The 23,079-nt window shown below is 42.9% G+C and carries 18 protein-coding genes; 16 read left to right on the plus strand and 2 right to left on the minus strand.

Annotated elements, in window-relative coordinates; all coding sequences use genetic code 11:
* Positions 1–56: 56 nt before the first annotated feature.
* Complete coding sequence (gene dcuC, locus VEHSUH05_RS00520) at positions 57–1,307, plus strand: C4-dicarboxylate transporter DcuC (protein WP_105090405.1); 1,251 nt, start codon at positions 57–59, stop codon at positions 1,305–1,307.
* Positions 1,308–1,359: 52 nt separating this feature from the next.
* Here dcuC and VEHSUH05_RS00525 read toward each other — a convergent pair whose 3' ends face one another.
* Complete coding sequence (locus VEHSUH05_RS00525) at positions 1,360–2,538, minus strand: MFS transporter (protein ID WP_105090406.1); 1,179 nt, start codon at positions 2,536–2,538, stop codon at positions 1,360–1,362.
* Positions 2,539–3,166: 628 nt separating this feature from the next.
* On the opposite strand from VEHSUH05_RS00525, the gene VEHSUH05_RS00530 reads away from it, so the two are divergent.
* The 6 genes from VEHSUH05_RS00530 to trpA all read left to right on the plus strand — a co-directional run bounded on the left by VEHSUH05_RS00530 (position 3,167) and on the right by trpA (position 10,528).
* A complete protein-coding gene (locus VEHSUH05_RS00530) occupies positions 3,167–4,636 on the plus strand; it encodes an anthranilate synthase component I family protein (RefSeq protein ID WP_105090407.1) in 1,470 nt (489 codons plus the stop codon).
* Positions 4,636–5,202 carry an anthranilate synthase component II gene (locus tag VEHSUH05_RS00535; RefSeq protein WP_105090408.1) on the plus strand — a complete coding sequence of 189 codons (567 nt, stop codon included), beginning with the start codon at positions 4,636–4,638 and terminating at the stop codon, positions 5,200–5,202. The genes VEHSUH05_RS00530 and VEHSUH05_RS00535 overlap by 1 nt, the downstream gene beginning before the upstream one ends.
* A gap of 578 nt (positions 5,203–5,780) precedes the next feature.
* Positions 5,781–6,791, plus strand: coding sequence for an anthranilate phosphoribosyltransferase (trpD, locus tag VEHSUH05_RS00540; RefSeq protein WP_105090409.1), 1,011 nt, complete (start codon positions 5,781–5,783; stop codon positions 6,789–6,791).
* A 3-nt stretch (positions 6,792–6,794) separates the two neighbouring features.
* Positions 6,795–8,378 carry an indole-3-glycerol phosphate synthase TrpC gene (gene trpC, locus VEHSUH05_RS00545; RefSeq protein WP_105090410.1) on the plus strand — a complete coding sequence of 528 codons (1,584 nt, stop codon included), beginning with the start codon at positions 6,795–6,797 and terminating at the stop codon, positions 8,376–8,378.
* Positions 8,379–8,553: 175 nt separating this feature from the next.
* A complete protein-coding gene (gene trpB, locus VEHSUH05_RS00550; RefSeq protein ID WP_105090411.1) occupies positions 8,554–9,750 on the plus strand; it encodes a tryptophan synthase subunit beta in 1,197 nt (398 codons plus the stop codon).
* Complete coding sequence (gene trpA / locus VEHSUH05_RS00555) at positions 9,743–10,528, plus strand: tryptophan synthase subunit alpha (protein ID WP_105090412.1); 786 nt, start codon at positions 9,743–9,745, stop codon at positions 10,526–10,528. The genes trpB and trpA overlap by 8 nt, the downstream gene beginning before the upstream one ends.
* A 222-nt stretch (positions 10,529–10,750) precedes the next feature.
* Here the strand turns inward: trpA and VEHSUH05_RS00560 are convergent, their stop codons facing one another.
* Positions 10,751–11,068 carry a hypothetical protein gene (locus VEHSUH05_RS00560; protein ID WP_105090413.1) on the minus strand — a complete coding sequence of 106 codons (318 nt, stop codon included), beginning with the start codon at positions 11,066–11,068 and terminating at the stop codon, positions 10,751–10,753.
* 200 nt (positions 11,069–11,268) lie between these two features.
* Between VEHSUH05_RS00560 and VEHSUH05_RS00565 the strand changes: the two genes are divergently transcribed.
* The 9 genes from VEHSUH05_RS00565 to ileS all read left to right on the plus strand — a co-directional run bounded on the left by VEHSUH05_RS00565 (position 11,269) and on the right by ileS (position 22,921).
* Positions 11,269–12,318, plus strand: a complete 1,050-nt coding sequence (locus tag VEHSUH05_RS00565) for a DUF805 domain-containing protein (protein WP_105090414.1) — start codon at positions 11,269–11,271, stop codon at positions 12,316–12,318.
* A gap of 7 nt (positions 12,319–12,325) precedes the next feature.
* Positions 12,326–12,895: a DUF805 domain-containing protein gene (locus tag VEHSUH05_RS00570; RefSeq protein WP_105090415.1), complete on the plus strand. Its 570-nt coding sequence runs from the start codon at positions 12,326–12,328 to the stop codon at positions 12,893–12,895.
* 285 nt (positions 12,896–13,180) lie between these two features.
* A complete protein-coding gene (locus VEHSUH05_RS00575) occupies positions 13,181–13,801 on the plus strand; it encodes a DUF805 domain-containing protein (protein WP_245875899.1) in 621 nt (206 codons plus the stop codon).
* Positions 13,802–14,398: 597 nt separating this feature from the next.
* On the plus strand, positions 14,399–14,593 hold the full coding sequence (locus tag VEHSUH05_RS00580) for a helix-turn-helix transcriptional regulator (protein WP_054674191.1): 195 nt from the start codon (positions 14,399–14,401) through the stop codon (positions 14,591–14,593).
* A gap of 1,077 nt (positions 14,594–15,670) precedes the next feature.
* Entirely contained in the window at positions 15,671–16,288 is a 618-nt protein-coding gene (locus tag VEHSUH05_RS00585; protein ID WP_054674098.1) for a CPBP family intramembrane glutamic endopeptidase, read from the plus strand.
* Between the two features lie 39 nt (positions 16,289–16,327).
* The gene (locus VEHSUH05_RS00590; protein WP_054674095.1) at positions 16,328–16,744 is read left to right on the plus strand and encodes a hypothetical protein; all 417 of its coding nucleotides are present in this window, start codon (positions 16,328–16,330) and stop codon (positions 16,742–16,744) included.
* Positions 16,731–18,464, plus strand: coding sequence for an ABC transporter ATP-binding protein (locus tag VEHSUH05_RS00595; protein WP_105090417.1), 1,734 nt, complete (start codon positions 16,731–16,733; stop codon positions 18,462–18,464). Before VEHSUH05_RS00590 ends, VEHSUH05_RS00595 begins: the two co-directional genes overlap by 14 nt.
* Positions 18,445–19,680 carry a radical SAM/SPASM domain-containing protein gene (locus VEHSUH05_RS00600; protein ID WP_105090418.1) on the plus strand — a complete coding sequence of 412 codons (1,236 nt, stop codon included), beginning with the start codon at positions 18,445–18,447 and terminating at the stop codon, positions 19,678–19,680. Before VEHSUH05_RS00595 ends, VEHSUH05_RS00600 begins: the two co-directional genes overlap by 20 nt.
* Before the next feature lie 406 nt (positions 19,681–20,086).
* On the plus strand, positions 20,087–22,921 hold the full coding sequence (gene ileS / locus VEHSUH05_RS00605) for an isoleucine--tRNA ligase (RefSeq protein WP_105090419.1): 2,835 nt from the start codon (positions 20,087–20,089) through the stop codon (positions 22,919–22,921).
* Positions 22,922–23,079: the final 158 nt, after the last annotated feature.

Raw genomic sequence — 23,079 nt, forward strand, 5'->3', positions numbered from 1 at the left:
CGCTGTGATGAAGTCATGTTTTATTGTCAGTATTCATATGTGGACAGGAGAGAACTATGGTTATTACAGGTATTATTATCGTGGTGGCGACGTTTATCGCCATCATTAAACAGTTTGAAACGAGACTTGTTCTGTTTTTATCGGGACTGTTGATGTGCTTTATCGGCGGTAACATCGCGGCGGGTACAACGGCCTTTGTGAAAGAACTTACTAATGCCGGACTCGTGCCGACGATCTGTACGGTTCTCGGTTTCAGTTATGTTATGGAGTACACGAAGTGTACGGAGCACATGGTATACTTCATTTCTGCCGGCTTAAAGCGCATGACAAAAATCATCATTCCCGGTGCTGTCATTATTACCTTTCTGATTAATATCGCGTTGCCGACAGCGGCGGGCTGTGCAGCCGCCGTAGGGGCCTTATTGATTCCGGCCCTTATTCGCTCCGGTGTTCATCCGGCGATGGCGGGATCCGCCGTATTCTTAGGCACATGGGGTAGCTCCTTGAGTCCCGGCCTCATGTTTAACCCTCAGGTGGCGCAACTGGCAGGTACAGATGTTATGACCGTTATTGCCAGCTTTACGATGCAAGCTGTTGTTGGTCTTGTGGTGGCTGCCATATTACTTAATATCGTGGCAATCGTCAAAAAGGAACATACCGGATATGTGTTGGAGTCCCATTCCGAAGACAGTAAAGAATTTAAGGTGAATTATCTCTATGCGATTATCCCAATCATTCCGTTAGTATTACTTGTATTAGGGAGTAAGCAAGTAGCGGTGATTCCGGAAATCTCCGTGCCTGTTTCGATGCTCATCGGTACGGCTATCGGTATCGTTGCGGTCCGTCCTAATGTGACTGATGCGGTAAAGAAATTCTTCCGCGGTACCGGTGACGGCATGTGTGATGTAGTAGGATTGATGGCTGCTGCTGCATGTTTTACGGCGGGGATGCAGCATATCGGACTTACAAGCGCATTGATCGATGGTATGAAAAACTCTCAGCAAATTGCGCAAATCGGGGCTGCTTTCGGACCGTTTCTGTTGGCTGTTATTTCCGGTTCCGGTAATGCGGCGGCCCTTGCTTTTAATGGAGCCGTAACACCTCACGCGGCGGATTTTGGTTACGGTATTATGGAGCTTGGCTCCATGGCTCAGCTCGGGGCCGGTATCGGTCGCAGTATGAGCCCGGTAGCCGGAGCCGGCATCATCATCGCCGGACTGGCAGGTATAAATCCGATGGAATTGGCAAAGCGCAATGCCGTTCCATGTGTAGCGGCAACTGTAGTTATTATGTTGCTGTTATTGTAGTGTCATAGTTTGATACAGCGTGATATAAAAATATATATGGTTATGCTGTATTCTATTTTAATTTTAATCCGATCCAGAGGGCTGAAAGTATAAATAATCCGCCGCTAACCCAGAATAATGTGGTAAATCCTAATACCGCCATGAGCCCCGAGCCGCCGATGGCGCCTAAAAAATATCCGAGAAACAGGCTCGACTGATTATAGGAAAATATTTGTCCCGTAAACTCGCGAGGTGTTTTTGAGGATAAATATGTATTTAAGGCCGGCAACATTCCGCCCAAACCGAAGCCTTGTAAGAAGCGGATGATAGCGAGCTGGTAAATATTGTCTACATAGGCTTGAGGAATATTGAGCAAGCCTACGTAGATAAGGGATACGACGAGAACCTTGCGCGGCCCGATTCGGTCGACTAATTTGCCAAGGGGCGAACTGCTGATTAATTGTGCAATCCCCATGGCGGAAAACACCGCGCCTGCGATGAACGCAAGATTTTCCGTGTCGCTAGGGGCGATACTTTTAATATAGACAGAAATAATAGGCTGTAAGGACATGATGCAGATTGCGTAGATAAAAGATGCCACGCATAGTGCAATGATGCTGTTGAACTCGGGAATTTCTTCTTTCAGTTTTGAAAGTGTCAATTTCTTGGCATTGGATTTTGGCGTATAATCCTCATGAATAAATAGTGTCGCCATAATAAAGGCGATGAACATGAGCACGCTGACGACGATGAAGTCGTTACGAATGCCGATCACATCGGCCATATAGCCGCCGATAAGAGGTCCGATTAATGAACCGGCTAAATTGGCGGAGGCCAACATGCCAAGGGCCCAACCGGTCCGGTCGATTGGCGTCTCAGAGGCGATTAATGTTATCGTTGCCGTATAAAATCCGCTGACCAGTCCTTGAATCAAGCGTACGATAACGACACCCTCCGGTGTCGTCTGAAAGGCGATTAGGATGTTACACAGGGCCATGCCGAAACTGGACCTGATCAATGTAATCTTACGCCCTTTCCTGTCGGCGATACGCCCCCAGAACGGAGCGGCCAAACAAACGATGAGATAGGTGGTGCCCGTCGCCAAACCGGACCATAGGGACATGCCTTCCGGTGTGGTAATGCCTAAATCGTGAAAGTAGAGGGGCAAAATCGGTGCCAACTGACTGACACCGAAGGAGGTGCAGAATACACATAGTAAACTGATATAGACAGTTCGTTTCCACGTTTCCATGCGGGACCTCCTTTAGTGTTGAATGGTAAATATGTGTGGATATATTGTGATATCTTCATGATACATTTATTGTCAGTATACTACTATCATTTAAGAGAAAACAATATCCGCCGATGAGATTTATGTAAATACAACTTTATAAATGGTGAAAGTAATACAAAATGATATTTTTATACCGGAATAACCGGCAAGTGATTAAAACTTCTTGACTTTCATTCTATAGAAACCGTATAATCTAATTATAATTTTATACTCGCCTGTTAGAAACCGATGAGGTGGAGATAAAAATAGGAAATGCACTTACAGAGAGCGGGACTAGCTGAGAACCCGTAGTACGCAGCTTATTAAATGGACCACCGAGGGTGGAGTGAACAGATTGGGATGTCCGGTTGTCATGGCCGAGCGAGATGAGATACCCGATCTCAGTATTCTTCAACGTCACACGAGCGTTAATCGTGAGGGATATGTTAGTATCCTGCGAAAGGGGAATGCAATGCATTCAAACAAGGTGGTACCGCGATTTATAGAGCACTACAATTAGATTGTAACGATAGAACTATAGACTCGTCCTTGACGTCAATTGTCATGGGCGAGTTTTTTTGTTGGCAAATGCCGAATGGAGGTTCTTATGATGTTTCCTACTCTTGACCGTGTGAAAGCCGTCGCACCGGGGTACGATGTCGTGCCGGTGTACATGGAGCTTTTATCTGATGTACGTACACCGATTAGCGTGTTGAAAGCGTTAAAACAGGTGAGCAGTCATACATATCTGCTTGAAAGTGCGGATAACAGCAATCATTGGGGCCGTTATTCCTTCTTGGGGTATGATCCGAAGATTGAGCTGTTTTGTAAAAACCATCAAATGACGATTAAAGACGGGACGACTCGTAGTTTTGCCTGTTCGGATCCTGCCGCTGAAATTCGTCGCATCCTGCATCAATACAAGAGTCCGCGACTCGAAGAATTGCCGACTTTCACAGGTGGATTTGTAGGATATTTTGCATGTGAATATATTCGTTATATTGAGCCGACCCTTGATGTGCCGGTTCCGGACGATGACTCGGCGATGGTCAATGATGTGGATCTGATGCTGTTTGATAAGGTTATCGCCTTCGATCATTACAAAAATAAAATCTATTTAATCGCCAATATCGGCACCGAGGATCTGGAACGGAACTATAACAAGGCCGAAATTGAGCTGAAAGCATTGGCAGACCTCGTGCTTCATGGTAAAGAGGCGGATGTGCCGAAAGGCCTGCTGCAGTCCGATTTTACATCAGAGTTCACAAAGGAAGAATTTGAAGCGGTCGTTACAAAGACGCAGCATTACATCAAGGAAGGGGATATCTTTCAGGCCGTTGTGTCGAATCGTCGCGAAGCGAAGTTTGAAGGCAGTCTCCTAAATGCGTATCGCGTGTTGCGTACGCTGAATCCTTCGCCGTATATGTTTTACCTGTCCGGCGGCGATGTGGAAATGACCGGTGCGTCGCCCGAAACATTGGTGAAACTGACGGACGGTACGCTTAACACATTTCCGATTGCGGGGACGATGCCTCGTGGTAAAAGCGAAGCGGAGGACCTTGCTATCGAGGAAAAACTCATCAATGACGAGAAAGAGCTGGCGGAACATAATATGCTCGTCGACTTAGGACGTAATGATTTGGGTAAAATCTCCAAATTCGGTTCCGTGAGAGTAGAGGCTCTACATATGCTGCAGCGTTTCTCTCACGTTATCCATATCACATCCACCGTAAGCGGTGAAATTCAGGACGGTAAGGATGCATTGGATGCCATCGGCGCTACACTGCCGGCAGGGACCTTATCCGGAGCGCCGAAGATTCGTGCTATCGAAATTCTGCATGAGCTCGAAAAGAGTCCGCGCGGTGTATACGGTGGTGCCGTAGGCTATATCGACTTTTCCGGTAATATGGACGTATGTATCGGCATTCGTATGGCGATGAACAAGGCCGGCAAGGTATATGTTCGGGCCGGAGCTGGTATTGTGCGTGACTCCGTTCCTGAAAGTGAATATAATGAAACGATTTATAAGGCGCAGTCCATGGTGAGCGCTATTACAACAGCACAGGAGGTGGAATAATGGTACTCCTCATCGATAATTACGACAGCTTTTCCTTTAATTTGTATCAACTGGTAGGATCCATTGATCCGGATATCAAGGTGATTCGCAGTGATGAACTGACGGTTGATGAAATAAGAGCGTTGAAACCGGACCATGTGATACTTTCACCGGGGCCGGGAAGACCTGCCGACGCAGGCGTATATGAAGACCTCTTGCGCGAATGCAAAGGGGAATTTTCGATTCTCGGCGTGTGCCTCGGACACCAGGCCATCGGTGAAGTATTCGGCGGCACCGTGTCCTATGCAAAGCAGGTGATGCACGGTAAACAAAGCGTAGCGAAACAGGTGCGCCCGTCAAAAATCCTCAAAGATGTGCCCGAAGAATTTGAAGTGGCAAGATACCATTCCCTGGCGATTATTGATGAAACGATTCCGAGCAATCTCATCATTACGTCCGTTACAGCGGACGGCGAAGTGATGAGCGTGGAACATAAGGACTATCCGATTTACGGTGTGCAGTTTCATCCGGAGTCTATCATGACGCCGAACGGGGAACAGATGATTCGCAATTTCTTAGAAAAATAAACTACAGTCTACTTTATGTATCGAGGGGCTATTCTTAGGCTCTAGAACGATGAGGGCAGAAATAAGGTCTCCCGGAACTCCGATGGCCACCTACCCCACTACGTGGGGCCGCCAAGTCGTTCTTCAAGACCTTATTGCTTGCATAGAATAAGAATTTTGATTTTCAAAGTCACCCGCTTCGCGTGCTAAGGCGTTTGTGAGCGCTCCTTTATGCCGTTCTAAGACGGTTACTACAAGCCTAAGGCATTGCGAATCAGATCCCCTTATCTCGGGAGGGGACGCGTAGTGCCTTTCCCGGTGAAGCGCATGTTTGCAAGGTCGTTTTGGGGCATGAATCTGTGCGTTACGGCATACAATGCGCAGGTTCAGTGGTTAAATGTTAATATGAGGGATACTTCTAGGAAATTGATATGATTGTTTATATGCATATAGGGACGATCGGTGTATGGCCGAAGCCGACTTGGCGGCCCCGAATAGGGGTGGGTGGTCTCTGGAGGCTGAGGCCATATGCCAATCGTCACCGGATCGTGTTCGTATAGGTATCAATTTGCTAGAAATATCCTCAAAAGGAGTTATAAATGATTAAAGATGCATTATATGCAGTAACGCATGGTCAGGACTTATCCTACGACCTTGCAAAGGATACGATGAACAAAATTATGAGCGGCGATGTATCGGAGATTCCGATGGCCGGTTTCTTATGTGCTCTTGCGGCCAAAGGCCCTACGGTAGACGAGGTGACCGCTTTTGCAGAGGTTATGCGCGAGAAGGCGGGCTCCGTACCTCATAACGGCACGGTTGTGGAAATCGTAGGCACCGGCGGTGATGAAGCGAATACGTTCAATATTTCCACTACTTCCGGTTTTATCATTGCCGCTGCCGGCATACCTGTCGCAAAGCATGGCAACCGTAGTGTATCCAGTAAATGCGGTGCTGCGGATCTCATCGAAGCGTTGGGAGCTAAATTGGAACTCGATGGCGCGCAAAATGAGCGGGTGTTAGATAAGGCGAATATGTGCTTCATGTTTGCCCCCGTATATCATCAGGCTATGAAATACGCCGGCCCCGTGCGTAAAGCCTTGGGTGTTCGTACCGTGTTCAACATTCTCGGACCTCTTGCGAATCCGGCAGGGGCTACGGTTGAACTGATGGGCGTTTACGATAAAGCGCTGGTTGAGCCGTTGGCGCGTGTATTGTCCAATCTCGGCGTAAAACGCGGTGCCGTAGTGCACGGTTTCGATGGTCTCGATGAGATTACGGCTACGAATAAGACGCATGTATGCGAAATTAATAACGGCGCTTTCACCGGTTACGAACTGGACCCTAAGGATTACGGATTCGACTATGCCGACAAAACTGAGCTTGAAGGCGGCGATGCGACGGTGAATGCGGAGATTACACGTCGCGTCCTCGGCGGTGAGCAAGGCGGTAAACGCACCGCGGTTCTCCTCAATGCGGGCATGGCGATTTATCTGGCTAAGGACGGCTTCACGTTGGCTGATGGAATCAACGAGGCGAAATCGATGATCGATTCCGGCAAGGCGCTGGCGACGATGGAACGATTTGTGAAAGTAACGCAAGAGGTATAACCGTTGATTTTAGATAGAATTGTAGAGGCCACCGAGATTCGGGTGACTCGAGAAAAACAGAAGGAATCTCCGGAGTCCGTGAAAGCGGCCGCATCAGCGTTACCTGCTGATACGGGATTTCCGTTTGAGGCGGCCTTGCGCCAGCAGGATTTTAACTTTATCTGTGAGGTCAAAAAGGCGTCGCCATCAAAGGGAATTATCGCTGAACACTTTCCGTACCTGGATATCGCCAAGGAATATGAACAGGCGGGTGCGGCGGCTATTTCCGTACTGACGGAGCCGGATTTTTTTAAGGGCGATAAACGGTACTTGCAGGAAATTGCGAATACAGTTAAGATCCCGGTGCTTCGGAAGGACTTCATTATTGATGAATATCAGATTTACCAGGCTAAGGTCTGGGGCGCATCGGCAATCCTTCTGATTTGTGCCTGCCTCGATGTGCCTACATTGATGAAGTTCCGCGAACTGGCGGATTCATTAGGGCTGTCCTCTCTGGTGGAGGCTCATGATGAGAGTGAGGTACAGATGGCCATCGATTGCGGCGCACGTATTATCGGCGTCAACAATCGCAATCTGAAGGACTTCACGGTGGACGTTCAGAACAGTGTTCGCTTACGTAATCTGGTGCAGGACGATGTGATTTTCGTATCTGAAAGCGGCCTTGAAACGCCGCAGGACATTCAGGTGTTGCGGGACAATAACATCGGAGTCGCGTTGATGGGGGAAACATTCATGCGTTCTCCTGACAAGGTTGAAAAGCTGGCGTATCTTTACGGACCGACATACTATACGCCGAAAGTCAAGATGTGCGGTATTTACGATGTGAAAACGATTCCCGCCATAGTAGAGGCAAAGCCGGATTACATGGGTCTCGTGTTCGCACCGAGCAGGCGCCGGGTAACCGTTGATCAGGCGAAGCAACTTGTCCGTGAACTTCGCACACAATATATAAAACGTAGCGGTGGAGCGGTAACTATACAGTATAGGGATGCGGCGGATGATGCCGAGAATACTTATAATATCGATAAGGGCTATAATACCGATAATATTATTGTGTCAGATGATACTGAAGCCTCCGCTATTGCACAGGCCGGTACTGCGAGTGCTGCAAATAAGGATAGTGGTATTAAAACGGTAGGCGTATTTGTTAATGAATCCATTGAGAACCTGGTGAGTATCTCCGGCGAGGTCGGCCTTGATGTTATTCAATTACATGGTGATGAGGATGAATCTTTCATCAAAGCATTGAAGAAACAAACTGACCTGGAGGTGTGGAAAGCCGTTCAGATTCGCAGTGCCGAGGATGCACAGGCATGGCCTGACAGCAGTGCGGATATGCTCCTGTTTGATGCATATCACGGGATTGAGCGGGGCGGTACGGGTGAAGTGTTCGACTGGTCCTGTTTAGATGGATTTGAACGACCGTTCATGCTGGCCGGCGGTATCGACAGCACCAATGTGGCCCGCGCCATTCGCACGGTGCGGCCTTATGGTATCGACATCAGCAGCGGCATCGAAACAGAGGGCGTAAAAGATGATGAAAAAATCAAAACTTTCACAAAGATGGTAAAGCGTATCGCCTATTAATTATGGAGTTCACATAGATGTGTCATATAGTATAGGTGGATTACGATGCGATTCATCCTAGAGTAGAATAAATGATTGTATCAGATAATTCTATTATGGGAGGAACCTGTTATGGGGAAATCTTATGTTGGAATTTGAATCACTATATAAATGAGTCTCAAGAAAGGTAAGTTATATGAGCAAGCAAGCAAGACATGGCTATTTTGGCAGCTTCGGCGGTCAATTTATGCCGGAAACATTGATGAATGCAGTCATCGAATTGGAAGAGGCGTACAACAAATATAAAGACGATCCCGAGTTTGTACGTGAGTTGGAGGACTTACATCGCAACTATACCGGCCGTCCGTCCCTTTTGTATTATGCGAAGCGCATGACAAAGGATTTGGGTGGTGCCAAGATCTACCTTAAACGAGAAGACTTGAATCACACCGGTTCTCATAAATTGAATAACGTACTCGGTCAGATGCTGCTCGCGAAACGGATGGGTAAGACCCGCGTTATCGCCGAAACGGGTGCCGGCCAACATGGCGTGGCGACGGCTACCGTAGCGGCTTTGATGGGCATGGACTGTGAAGTATTCATGGGTGCAGAGGACTGTGAACGCCAGGCGCTCAATGTGTACCGTATGGAACTGTTGGGGGCCAAGGTTCATTCCGTAACGAGCGGTACGGGTACATTGAAAGATGCCGTGTCGGAGGCGATGCGCGAGTGGACGAACCGCATGGCGGACACGCATTATGTGTTGGGTTCCGTTATGGGTGCGCATCCATTTCCGCTGATCGTGCGTGATTTTCAATCCATCATCAGTCGTGAAGCGCGTGAGCAGATTCTGGCGGCGGAGGGTAAACTGCCGACCGCTGTCATGGCCTGTGTTGGGGGCGGCTCCAATGCGATGGGCATGTTCTATAATTTTATTCCTGATGAAAGCGTGCGCCTCATCGGCTGTGAGGCTGCCGGACACGGTATCGATACGGAAGAACATGCAGCGACAATGTCGAAGGGCAGCATAGGCATCTTTCACGGTATGAAATCCTATTTCTGCCAGAATGAAGATGGACAAATCGCGCCGGTATATTCTATCTCGGCCGGTCTTGATTATCCGGGCATCGGACCGGAACACGCGTTCCTGCACGATAGCGGTCGTGCCGAATACGTGCCGGTAACGGACGATGAAGCGGTGGATGCTTTTGAATACTTATCCCGGTTAGAAGGTATTATTCCTGCTATCGAGAGTGCGCATGCGGTGGCGCATGCACGAAAAATCGCCCCTACCATGAGTAAGGACGATATCATTATTATTTGTTTATCCGGTCGCGGTGATAAAGATGTGGCGGCTATGGCGAAATACAGAGGGGTGGATATTCATGAGTAAGATTAAAGACGCTTTCAAAAAGGGCAAGGCATTCATCCCGTTCATCAGCGCCGGGGATCACGGCATTGAGACGACTGAGCGCTATATTCGCATTATGGTTGCGGCCGGTGCGGATATGGTGGAAATCGGCATTCCCTTCTCGGACCCTACGGCGGAAGGGCCCGTTATTCAGGAGGCGAGCACCCGTGCATTATCGACAGGCGTAAAAATCAACGATATCTTCGATATGGTGCGTCGTTTGCGCTCCGGAGCTGATGCGGTGACGGCACCCCTCGTGTTCATGACCTATTTGAACCCGATTTATGTATTCGGTCGTGAAGCATTTTTTAAACTCTGCGAAGAAACGGGTATTGCAGGCATCATCGTGCCGGATATGCCGTACGAAGAAAAAGGTGAGCTGGCAGGTATTGCACATAAATATGGTGTTGAAGTGGTATCGCTCATCGCGCCGACATCCGAAAATCGCATTGAAATGATCGCGAAAGATGCGGAAGGTTTCGTTTACTGTGTATCGTCTCTCGGCGTTACCGGTATGCGCAGCGAAATCAAGACGGATATTAAATCCATCGTCGAGTCGATTCGCAAGTATACGGATATTCCGATTGCCGTCGGATTCGGTATTTCCACGCCGGAGCAGGCGGCGGCTATGGCGTCCGTTTCGGACGGTGCTATCGTGGGCTCCGCCATCGTTAAGATTATTAAGGACTACGGAGAATCGGCCGATGAGGCTTTGTTTGAGTATGTCAAAAAAATGAAAGTCGCTGTAAGTGAGCAATAAAAAAAGCCCTCGGTATCGAGGGATTTTTTATGTGAAACCTATCTTGGAATTTCAGGATTTTGAGGATGTTCCGGAGCATTTTGATGATGGTGGGAAGGCGCCTTTTTTACTTTTTTGTGTTTCTTTTCTTTAGGCGGTTTTGGAGCCGGTGGTTGATCCTTTAATTCTTTATGATGTTGTTGAACCTCTTGTGGAGGCGGCGGATTATCGAACGGTTGTCTATCAGCCGTTTGTAGATTCAGCTCTCATATGAGCGTGGCTACGTTCCGCTTCGCTCTTATTATCGAATTGACCCCAGTAGGAATGTCTCCGCTTTTTATTCTTTTTAGCCTTGCGTTCTTTCTTCTGATGATGCTTGTTCCATTCGCCGTGCTGGTGGTGATTTTCATCGTAGGAGCCGTCTTTATATTTATGGGCTCCATATGGTTCGCCGATTTTATAGCGATATTCTTTTGCCTGTGCTACATTCGATCCGATACCGACAACTAAAAATGCGGCCAATCCGGACATGGCGATTGCTTTGATCAATTTAGCTTTCATAATGTTTCTCCTATACAAATACAAAATTAATTGTGCAATCTTTAGTTTTGAAAAACTTTTTAATAGTATATGCAGATTTGATGAAGAAATGATGAGTATTTGTCACTTCCTTAGAACATAGTATAATAGTTATAAATTAATTTATAAATGAGTTTGTTGATATACGGATATATCGTATCGCGATTGATATAAGGAGCATTATGAAAGAGAACATATATAGTATCCTCTACAATGAGTTGGTACTGAATTATGCGAACGGCAAAGGACGTACAAATCGGCGGGATTTTTGGCTAACTAAGGCCTCTATAGTCTTTTTATATGGATGTATTACCCTACTTATGGGACTGGTGGCCGTCTTTACGCCAAATCATTTTATATATGTCGTCGGATTTGGAAAAGGTTTATTGGTTTGTTTAACATTACTCTTGTGCCTACCTATGATCATGCTGATGGCACGGCGATTACGGGATTCCAACAACTCCCGTGAATTGCTTGTTTTGATACTGGTGCCCATACTGGGTTGGCTACTGTTAATTTTTTTCTTTTGTAAGAAAAGTCAGCCGTATGCCCTCAATACTGAAACGGATTCGAATGTTGCCACCGTTTCTAATGCGGAATCTGCTTCCAATACTGAATTTGCCCCTAATTCAGATTCCGGCTATATTTCTGGAGGTGATTCCGTTTCCGAGGTCGCCTTTGACCATCATTCCATTTCGGCAAGCGTTTCCGGCAATGAACGTGTGGCTGCTCATAATGTGCCAATCATTATAACGATTGCGCTATTGGTGGTCGGTTCTATTTGTAATTATTTAGGTATGTCTCTCGTTGATCGAGCCTATGATAGAGAGTTATCCGCCTATGCCGCATTGCAACCGAGTTCTTTTACAAGAAAAGCGGCTATAGAATTGAGAAATCCGCAAGCTACAGCGGAAGGACGCAAGGTGGTCGAACTATATTTTGATGCTCTTGCGAAAGGGGATTACAGGACGGCATATCGTCAATTAGCACCTCGTGAGATGGAGCGATACGGTGATTTTGAGACATGGAAACACAAGGTGGATAAGCAGCATTATGCGGTGGAAAATATTTCACTGGACTTTGTCTATCGCAGTGAGGACGATGAACCGATTAAGGAATATATGGGCTATGTTGTCACTTTCAAAGGCAATAGACGGAGTATGGCTGTTAATATGTATTATACGGGAACGGCGTGGGTGATTTATTCTGTAAAGCCCGCTGAAAAGGAGTAGGTGAATTATGCGATCAGTAAATATATATGATTTAAATTACACCGATGCGTTCCTCTTGGGGGTCAGGAATTTTGTAAATTTTAAAGGCCGTGCAAGTCGTAGTGAATATTGGCGTTTCATAGCGTGTATCATGATTATGCAAGGTATCGTGGAGGTATTTCTTTTTCTCTGTCATGAAATAGGTTTTTATCAGGCTTTTAATAGCTTTCAGTATGTCAGCATGGGTGTGAGCCTGCTCTGTATATTGCCTAATCTGGCCATCACGACGCGGCGCATGCATGATATCGGGCGAAGCGGATGGACACAGCTATTGGGATTTATTCCGATTATCGGTGTATTTATGCTGCTCACCTATGAATTGCGCCCCGGTGATAAAGGCGTCAATGTCTATGGTGAACGAACCGGTTATATTACGGTGACGCCTGAATTGAGTCAAACAATCGGTGTGGAAGTAACGCCTACACGACGCCAGGACTGGCTCATGGGAACAGTAGTATTCCTGTTTCAGGTAATTTCTATGACTTCGTTCGTTATCAATCTGATCTGGGTATTTGTTAATTTTAACGGTTACTTTTAGAGGCCTTGAATGACTGCTTTTAATACATATTTGTTCTTGGTGTTTAGAAATCAGATAATAGCGGCTCAATATAATCGGTGAGTTTATATTAATTTATGAAAGTTTAACAACTCCTTTATAGACAATATAAGACTTTGTAGTAATATGAATATAAGATGAAATTAAAATCGTCTTGTATGGAAATCAAATATGATTCCCTTACTATCATGTGCGTATATATCTATAGGTATAGTCTATTCATATACCAAATATATGAATTGTCGAAGAAAGGAGTTATCCATGAGGATGTGTCCATATTGTGGACACGAGGGGTTGAATAGCGGCTCATACTGTTCATACTGCGGTCGTATTCATAATGTATCAACCTCGTTAGATAAATATAATTTAGGATTGATCGAGAATTGTAAGAGATGTCTCATCTATAAGTATGCCGATTTTGAAGGCCGTGCAAGTCGTGGTGAATACTGGTATTTTTTATTGATGTATCAGCTGCTCTTTGTGGCGACTCTCTTTATCTGTGCTTTTTTGAGTTATATTAGTCCATTGTCCAGCATCGTCGGTGTAGGGGTAGGATTGGTGCTGTTAGTGCTTATATCCGTAGCCGTAGCAATTCCCGGCGTTGCCGTTGCTGTCCGTCGTCTTCATGATCAAGGACGTTCGGGCATTTTTGTGTTTATTAATATTATACCGTTAATAGGAACGGTGATTTTCTTTATCCTGATGGCCATGCCCGGTGAAAGTACAGAGAATCGATTCGGTATGCCGACCGGTTATATGCGGATGACGAAGCGGATGGCGCATGAGATGGGGCTTATAGACGCATCGCCGACAATGAACCTTATCGTAGGCATCATCTGTACGATTGTTGTGCTGTGGTTCTTTGTGGATCGGTTAATTATGGCTTAGATTTTAATCAATCGTTTGAAACATTATATTTGCTTTAAAATTAAAAATTGTTGAATTGCTTAAAATACAATATGCAATTGGACAGTATTTAGATCCACTATTTTAGTTAAATTGTAAATTGCACCTTCAAAAGTAAGTTAAATTTTGAAGGTGCAATTTTATGTTGAAATAGGATGGTGAAAAATGTAAATTTGTTGTACAATTTAATAATTGAAGCATGTATCTATAGATGTTTTCTTTTATTTGACTAAAAAAATAATAAATTTTAAATTAATGCTTGCATTATAAAAACAAAAGCAGTATAATCAACTTAACAAAAGGTAAAGTAAATTTTACATAAAGTAAATTAAAGTTTACTAAAGGTAAATTTAATTTAACTGAGAGTGCAATAGACTTTTCCGGATGCAAATTTTTATTTTATTGTAGTAAATGTAAGACGTGTTGTATCGAATGTAAGACGTGTTGTACCGATAGTAAGCCGTGTTGTGTTGTATGTAAGGCGTGTTGTATTGAATGCAAGAGTGTTGAAGTCTGTTTTGAAATAGTAGATGGAATTATTTCGAAACGACGGACGAGTAAAAGGGAGCAGTGGGAGAAATGGCAAACAAAATTAAGCTTTATAGAACTATGTTGGGCTTATCTCAGCATGAATTAGCGGAAAAAGTAGGTGTTACTAGAGCGACAATTAATAGCATTGAAAATGGAAAAACGATTCCTAGTTTAAAATTAGCTAATGATATAGCCGTAGTTCTCGGTAGAAGCATAAACGATGTATTTCATACATTGAACTGAAAACGGAGATTAAATTTAATAACTGGTAGATAATAAACCTGCATTACTCATGACCACCGGGCAAAGGGCTGTTTCATAATATTTTAGTCCATATTTCTTTGTGTGTTATACATACGCGCAAAGAATATGCATAAGGCCTTAAATGGTGGAATACTGTGTGAATGGAGGTTTTTATTATGTTATTCACGAAACTTTTTAAATCCGGTAATTGTCTTGCTCTTTCTGGAGGAATTATTTTGCTTAGTTATGGACCAAATTGGTTGTGGGGTCTTTAATTGTTAATCTATTTATTTTATATTATTTTGATCATACTCTTTGTGAACTTTAAGTTCATAAAGAATATGCATATAAAGTCTCGGATGCTGGGAAACTGTGTGAATGGAGGGTTTACTATGTTATTCTCAAAACTTACTAAATCTGGTAACTGTGTTTCTGTTGGTATAGGTATTTTTGCTGTTAGTTATGGTCCAAGTTGGGCATGGGGTTTCTAACTGTCAACCCATTTAATCTATTTGATAAACTAAGACTTATAGTGATTTATTTTAAGATTTACTGATTAAATGAGCGCTGGCATCCGAGACACTTTATTTTAAGTTTGACAGCATATCAGTTAAATTTTAGTAATTGATGAATTTATTATAAGTTGTTCAAATGCGTATGTGTGGTATTTTATTAAGATTATTTATTTCATATTTTTGAACATACTCTTTGTGGAATTTATGTTCACAAAGAATGTGTATAAAGTCTTGAATGGTAGTAATACTGTGTGAATGGAGGAATTTACTATGTTATTCTCAAAACTTACTAAATCTGGTAACTGTGTTTCTGTAGGCGTTGTGCTTGTTAGTGTTAGCTATGGTCCAAGTTGGGCGTGGGGCTTCTAATTATTTATTAGATTTATATTAATAAGGTACTTAAAATATAATTCATTATTTTGATCTAGATGTAACTGGTCAGATAAAAGCTACCATTCAAGACCCTTCATTTTAATAGTTTTATTCAATGATTATGTTTAGTTTTGTTGATACGTTGATGTTAATAATAAAATAAATAGTTTGTTATAAAGGATTGAGATCAATGAATCAAATTAAGGAAGATAAGGAGAAGTTATATATAAATTTTGTTGTTCTATCTGTATTTCCAGTTATTTTAACACTTGTTGCAGGTTTAATAATAGATCTTCTTATCGGTGATTTACGATATGGTCACTTTTCCGCTTTGATTACCGTTTGGATAAGTATGATTATTGGAATGGTAATTTTCCCGGTGATTTATTTACGCAAAAATGATAAAGAGGTATGTAATTTATCTGATTTAGGGCTAGTTATTGATTTACCGATGGATGGTATAATTATAGGTCTTTTGATTGTATCTCTTATAATAGTAAAAACAATATTTTTAGGAGGCGATATTGTCTTTGCCCTTATGCAGAACATACCGATTGCTTTTTGTGAGGAGTTCTGGAGTAAGGGCGTTCTTTTTACCCAATTAAGACAAATATTTAGGAATGATTATATTGTCGTTGTAATAGCGGCAATGGTATTTGCTTTTATAACACATTTGGGGAATAGTTTTGTAGACAATCTTGTGCTTAGATTTCCTTTCGGATTAATTGCCGGGTTCATTTACTATAAAACAGGAAAGCTAGCGTACCCTATTTTATTACATTTAATATATAATGCAATGCTTGTTTGATGTAAAATGGTAATTATTAATGATTCAAGGAGGCCGATTATGAAAAAATATGTTTTTATATTGTCTCTTGTATATCTTCTCAGTATATTTGCCCTTACGGTATATACTGATCAATTTAATGGATTATCTGTTTTGGGTATCCTTGCAGCTCAAATTCTTATTTCGATTATTCTTTTGTTTCTTTTCAGAAATCAAGCAAAACAACATTTGAAGACATTGGCAGGACTTAATATTGCTTTTTTTGCAGTATATAGCTTTTTACAGAATTTCTTTATCTTAACAGGCAGCAGACTTGAAACAATTCTGGCAAATAGTAATTTTATAAACAGTAATAATGTAACCGTACAAGCTAACAATCCAATAGAAGATACTATTACCGGCATCGTTATTTTCGCGATTTTACATTGGTTTGTTACCTATCGATTAAGTAGAGCAAAGAAAGATGAAACGGTTTAGCTTACTCTTTCAAAAACCGTTAATGGCGATAAGTTCATTAACGCTAGCCATCCTTTATGCAATCGCGTTGCCGGCATTAGCGCTGTTAATACAATGGATTACTAATACTTTGGTTGAAAAACAGGAAATCAGTTCCGCTCAGGTAATGATATCTTTAGGATTTGCAGTGGCTGTTCTTGGCATATCGGCTTTATATGTATATGTAAAGGATCGATTGATAAATTCTATAATACGAATGGAAAAGAACCGTATTTTTACAGAAGTATTTAGTAAGAATATAAGTGATTTCCGTAAGAATAATACATCCGTTTATACATCTGTTCTCAATCAAGATATTTATATTATTGAAGATGATTATTTTGAGACCCTGTATAGTATTGTCGGTGGCATAGCTACAGTTATTGCTGCATTTGTTATTATGTGGTTTATATACTATAAAATTATCTTTATTATGCTAGGGTTAGTTATAGCAGGCTTGATCATCCCCAACTTACTAGGCACTAAGATGGGGAAGTATAAGAACGAATATCTCGTCAGTTTTGGACAGTTTAATGGTGTTATAAAAGATTATTTTAATGCTTTTGAAGTCATCAAGGCTTATCGTGTATTGGTAAATGTTATAAATTCGTTTGGCCGATATAATAATGCACTTGAAAGTAAAAGACTGAAAAGTAAGTTGTTCGAAGATATTGTTTTGGTTGTTTCTAATTTTGCCGCATTTATGTTGAGCTTGGCAATGTTTCTCATATGTGCCTATTACGTGAGTATAAATGAAATACGTGTGGGCGATATGGTTGCCGTTGTGCAGCTTTCCAACAGTATTATGAGCCCTATTATGATGATATTGTTGTCATTGGGGCGTGTCATTTCGGCAAAAAAAGTATGGAATAATATCGATGAGATCAAGTTGCGAAAATCTGGTGTTCATGATATTGATATCGATAAACTACATGATACCGATCAGATTCAATTCAGTAAAAGCATAGAATTTAAAGATGTCAGTTTTGCTTATCCGGGAAAAGAACAGAATACACTTCAAGATATCAATATAGTATTCGAGAAAGGTAAAAAGTACGCAATTGTAGGCATGTCCGGAAGTGGGAAAACAACTTTATTAAAGATGATTTTGCGTTATTTTGACAACTACTCAGGCTCTATATTTATTGATGGATACGAATACAGTAAAATTGATGATGAATCCGTGTATGATAATATCACATATATGCAGCAGCATAGTGTGATGTTCAATGATACGTTGGAATACAATTTGACGTTGGGTAACACGGTTTCCGATAACTTATTGGATCAGGCTATTGATAAGGCAAATCTAAGAAAGACCGTTGATAAATTAGCTAAAGGACTTAAAACGATTGTTCAGGAGAACGGAATTAATTTCTCCGGTGGAGAGAAAAAGCGTATTGAAATATGCAGAGCGCTTTTAAAGAAATCGGATATTGTTATAGTTGATGAGTTCTCGTTCGGACTCGACAATCTTACTGCTAAAATATTGGAACGAGAGCTGGTGGGACTTGATGCAACGGTTATTAATGTTACGCACTTCTTGGACGAAGATATCTTGAGATTATATGATGAAATTATTGTATTAGAGGACGGTAGCATTCGAGAAGTCGGATGTTTTGATGAATTGTACGATAATGGGTCTTTATTCTACCGACTAATAGAAAAAGGAGGAGAAGTGAATGAGCAACATGCTTCATGATAGGACTTATTTATTTAATGTCAAAGGTGTAAACATCATTGGCAATGGTGATAATGGTGCAATAATCGGTCTGGATGACGAGGGATTAAATTTTATTGATAAAATTAAACAGGGCAAGCTCGGTGAATGTAGTCTAAGTGATAAAGAGAAACAGATTATGACGGCTTTGAATGAGCTCGGTTATTTTACGAGATCTGCCGGCAACTTGGATACTGCCTATCTCCACGTGACAGATCGATGTAATTTAAGCTGTGTTGGGTGTTATTCTTTCATAGAAAATCGTAACTCACAAAAGGATTTATCTACTGAAGAATTATTAAATATTGTCGATCAACTGGCGGAATGTGGTGTCAAAGGAATAACCATATCCGGTGGGGAACCTTTTTTGAGAACCGATATGCCACAAATACTCGAACGCATTAAGAAGCATAATATGTATGCTGCCGCGATTACAAACGGTACAATGGACTGGGATCGGGTTAAAGAAGCCCTTCCGTACCTTGATGTTTTGAATGTATCGGTGGACGGATATAATAGGGAAACACGGTTTATCAGAAATGACGGTATAATGGATAAGGTATTGGATTTCGTTGAACATTTCAAAGATTCTATCTCTGTCAATCTAGTGTTTACTTTGCACAAGAAAAATGTTGAATATATGAAAGAATATATTCAACTTGCAAACGAATTAAATGTATCCTCTAATTTTAGTATATTCTCAGTAGACCCGTACGATGAAACGTTTTCCGGCTTCGTTTTAGATGAAAGTGATCTTGGTAAAATTTCAAAGTTCGTTAATGACGTAGAGGGTGTTTACATTGAAGATAGTGTTATTAACGGACAGAGTGACGGTCTTGACGGATTAGGATGCAAAGTCGGTTGTGGCCTAGGGTGCGGTATAGTCAGTGTTGCCGCTAATGGAGATGTTTTTCCTTGTCATATGCTACATAAAGAGGAGATGAAATTGGGCAGTCTTAAGACTGATTCTTTGAAGAATATTCTTAAGAGTAAAGAAGCAAAGTGGTCCGGAATAACGGTAGATGATATTTCAGACTGCAGTGACTGTGAATATAAATATATGTGTGGCGGCGGCTGTCGCGGCAGATCCTATTTATATCACAAAGCTTTAGAGCACAAAGATCCGTTCTGTACATTGACAAAACTATACTTGAATAAACGCACAAAGATTTTTGAACAGATTGCTCAGCAAGGATAAAAAAATTATGCAATGCATACATTTTATCAAAACTGATTTGACAATTATTATATTTCCGCCCTATAATTATCTAGTATATAAGAATATTGCGTTGAAAAAGACGGCACACATCGGAAGGGTTTAGTAGAGACCGAACTCATGGGCTGAAAGGTTTGGAAATCCGGATGTATGCGGATCACTTTGGAGCAAGCGGCATTGCCGCCGGTGAACACCGTTATATGTTTAAGTGGCTTTCACTAAGTGTGATGAGTTGCGTCTTATGTGTTACAATCATGCGCAAGCGTGATGTGATAATTGCAGAAGTGCGGTGGCGCAAGCTTTCACAGAAGGTCAGTAGGGTGGTACCACGGATATGACGTCCGTCCCTTCGGGGACGGGCGATTTTTTTATGTAAAAGGAGCACATCATGGATTACGGTAAGACGTTACATTTGCCTGAAACAGAATTCCCGATGCGCGGCAATTTGCCGAAACGGGAACCGGAAATTTTGAAATTCTGGAAAGATCACAAAATATATGAAAAACGCTTGGAATTGCGTAAGGGTGCGAAATCGTTCATCCTGCACGACGGACCTCCATATGCGAACGGTAAATTGCATATCGGTCATGCCCTCAACAAGACGTTGAAGGATATCGTTATGAAATACAAAACGATGACCGGTCATTATACACGTTATATTCCGGGCTGGGATACGCACGGCTTGCCTATCGAGCATGCGGTTATTAAGAATACGGGCCTTAACCGTCATGAAATGGCGCCATTGGATTTGCGCAACAAATGTAAGGAATATGCATTAGAATGCGTAGAAACACAAAAACAGGATTTTATTCGTTTCGGTGTATTAGGCGAATGGGACCGTCCGTATTTGACATTGCGCCCTGAGTTCGAAGTAAAACAGATTGGCATCTTCGGCGAAATGGCAAAAAGCGGCCATATTTACAAAGGTCTTAAAACCGTATACTGGTGTACACACTGTGAAACCGCATTAGCGGAGGCGGAAATCGAATACGCTGAGAAAAAATCCTTCTCCATCTACGTAAAATTCCCTTATGTATCCGAGAAAAAGGTGACATTGCCGGCCGGGGTTGATCCGAAACAAGCATTCGCTGTTATCTGGACAACAACTCCTTGGACAATGCCTGCCAACGTAGCAATCTCCGTTAATCCTGAACTTGAATACGGCTGGGTAAAAGCAGGCGATGAATACTACTTGATGGCTACGGAACTCGTTGATTCTGCAATGAAAGACATCGGTATCGAAGACTATGAAATTGTAAATCGTTTCTCCGGTGCCGATTTGGAATTGGCTGAGTTCAAACATCCGTTCGTAGAACGTAAATCCACTGTATTATGCGGTGACCATGTAACGCTTGAAGCTGGTACCGGTTGCGTTCATACGGCGCCTGCACACGGTGAAGACGACTTTAACATCGTTCAACGTTACAACAAAGAGGGCAAAACAGAGCTTCCTATCGTGTCTCTCGTGAATGAAACTGGTAATTACACGAAACAAGTGGATGACAACCGTTATGGCGATACCGAGTTCCCGTTGGCGGGCGTGGAAATTCACGATGCAGAGGTGCCTGTTATTAAAATTCTGGCGCATAATAATGCATTGCTTCACAAATCCAGCTTGCGTCATCAATACGCTCACTGCTGGCGTTGTAAAAATCCTGTAATCTACCGTGCAACGGAACAGTGGTTCTCCTCCGTTGACGGCTACCGTCAACAGGCGCTTGATGCTATCGATAATCAGGTGCAATGGATCCCTAAATGGGGTCACGACCGCATCTTCAACATGGTTCGCGACCGCGGTGACTGGGTAATTTCCCGTCAACGTATCTGGGGTGTGCCGATTCCTATTTATTATTGTGAAAGCTGCGGTGAACATATCATCAACGATGATACCATTAAGGCTTTACAGGAAAAGGTCGCGGTAGAAGGTTCCGATGCATGGTGGGCACATAGTGCTAAAGAATTGTTACCGGAAGGCTTCAAATGTCCTCATTGCGGTCATGATGAATTCAAAAAAGAAACGGACATCATGGACGTATGGTTCGACTCCGGTTCTTCCTGGGCGGGCGTACTTGAAGTCAATGATCTTGATGTACCATGTGCTATGTACCTTGAAGGCTCCGACCAACATCGCGGCTGGTTCAACTCTTCCCTGTTGACGGCTGTGGCAACAACCGGAAAAGCTCCGTACAATTCCGTATTGACTCACGGCTTCGTCGTGGACGGCGAAGGTCGCAAGATGTCCAAATCCGTAGGGAATACGGTAGCGCCTAGTGATATCATCGACGTATACGGCGCAGACGTTATGCGTTTGTGGGTATCCTCCGCGGATTATCAGGCGGACGTGCGCCTCTCCAAAGATATCGTAAAACAGTTATCTGAAGTGTACCGTAAGATTCGTAACACATTCCGTTTCTTATTGGGCAACTTGGATGACTTCAATCCTAACACTGATAAAGTGGCGTATGCGGATATGTCCGAATTCGATAAATGGGCATTATTGCGCTTGGAAGAAGTGCGTCAAAAGGTTACAGACGCATATGAAAACTATGAATTCCACATGTTGTATCATGCAATCCATAACTTCTGTACAGTAGACTTGAGCTCCATCTATCTGGATGTGATGAAGGATACGATGTATGCTGAAAGCCAGAATGATGTAGCTCGTCGCTCCGCTCAAACGGCTATGTATGAGATCCTGAAAACTCTCGTGGCTATGGTGGCACCGGTGCTTTCTTTCACAGCGGAAGAAGTTTGGAAATATATGCCTAAAGAAGACGGCATGCCTGAATCTGTTATGCTCATCGATTGGCCGCAAGGTCATGCGGATCATTTCAATCAGGCATTAGCGGATAAATGGAGTCAATTATTAGACTTGCGTACATCGATTCAAAAAGCATTGGAAACCGCGCGTCAAGACAAAACAATCGGTCATCCATTAGATGCAGCCATCACAGTATACGCTGAAGGTGCTGCTTTCGATGCATTGCATGCACTTGGTGAAGAAGGTTTGGCTAAACTTGTCATCGTATCCGAAGCGCACATCGTAAACGGCGCTGCACCGGCTGAGGCTGTAAAAGACGAAGAAACCGGCGTTGCTACCGTTGTTGTCGCATCGGGTCTTGAAAAATGCGAACGCTGCTGGATCCATCGCGATACGGTAGGTCAGGACAGTGAACATCCTACATTATGCCACCGTTGCGCCGAGGTAGTAATAAATATATAATATTTAGTGAATATAAAGTTGGAAATAATTGTATTTATCTGATATGTTAGTTATAGTGTTTTTATCAAATCAATTTGATTATAATATTGAACGTTTTAAGATATAATAATCATATAGAGTAACGGTTTCATTATTTTTGAATGGAGGGCTCAACTATG

The sequence above is a fragment of the Veillonella denticariosi JCM 15641 genome (assembly GCF_002959855.1).
Lineage (GTDB): Bacteria > Bacillota > Negativicutes > Veillonellales > Veillonellaceae > Veillonella > Veillonella denticariosi.

Excerpts from the sequence above, each read along its gene's own strand:
- dcuC (WP_105090405.1), top strand. The coding sequence starts at position 57 with ATGGTTATTACAGGTATTATTATCGTGGTGGCGACGTTTATCGCCATC.
- VEHSUH05_RS00525 (WP_105090406.1), bottom strand. The coding sequence starts at position 2,538 with ATGGAAACGTGGAAACGAACTGTCTATATCAGTTTACTATGTGTATTC.
- VEHSUH05_RS00530 (WP_105090407.1), top strand. The coding sequence starts at position 3,167 with ATGATGTTTCCTACTCTTGACCGTGTGAAAGCCGTCGCACCGGGGTAC.
- VEHSUH05_RS00535 (WP_105090408.1), top strand. The coding sequence starts at position 4,636 with ATGGTACTCCTCATCGATAATTACGACAGCTTTTCCTTTAATTTGTAT.
- trpD (WP_105090409.1), top strand. The coding sequence starts at position 5,781 with ATGATTAAAGATGCATTATATGCAGTAACGCATGGTCAGGACTTATCC.
- trpB (WP_105090411.1), top strand. The coding sequence starts at position 8,554 with ATGAGCAAGCAAGCAAGACATGGCTATTTTGGCAGCTTCGGCGGTCAA.
- trpA (WP_105090412.1), top strand. The coding sequence starts at position 9,743 with ATGAGTAAGATTAAAGACGCTTTCAAAAAGGGCAAGGCATTCATCCCG.
- VEHSUH05_RS00560 (WP_105090413.1), bottom strand. The coding sequence starts at position 11,068 with ATGAAAGCTAAATTGATCAAAGCAATCGCCATGTCCGGATTGGCCGCA.
- VEHSUH05_RS00565 (WP_105090414.1), top strand. The coding sequence starts at position 11,269 with ATGAAAGAGAACATATATAGTATCCTCTACAATGAGTTGGTACTGAAT.
- VEHSUH05_RS00570 (WP_105090415.1), top strand. The coding sequence starts at position 12,326 with ATGCGATCAGTAAATATATATGATTTAAATTACACCGATGCGTTCCTC.
- VEHSUH05_RS00575 (WP_245875899.1), top strand. The coding sequence starts at position 13,181 with ATGTGTCCATATTGTGGACACGAGGGGTTGAATAGCGGCTCATACTGT.
- VEHSUH05_RS00580 (WP_054674191.1), top strand. The coding sequence starts at position 14,399 with ATGGCAAACAAAATTAAGCTTTATAGAACTATGTTGGGCTTATCTCAG.
- VEHSUH05_RS00585 (WP_054674098.1), top strand. The coding sequence starts at position 15,671 with ATGAATCAAATTAAGGAAGATAAGGAGAAGTTATATATAAATTTTGTT.
- VEHSUH05_RS00590 (WP_054674095.1), top strand. The coding sequence starts at position 16,328 with ATGAAAAAATATGTTTTTATATTGTCTCTTGTATATCTTCTCAGTATA.
- VEHSUH05_RS00595 (WP_105090417.1), top strand. The coding sequence starts at position 16,731 with ATGAAACGGTTTAGCTTACTCTTTCAAAAACCGTTAATGGCGATAAGT.
- VEHSUH05_RS00600 (WP_105090418.1), top strand. The coding sequence starts at position 18,445 with ATGAGCAACATGCTTCATGATAGGACTTATTTATTTAATGTCAAAGGT.
- ileS (WP_105090419.1), top strand. The coding sequence starts at position 20,087 with ATGGATTACGGTAAGACGTTACATTTGCCTGAAACAGAATTCCCGATG.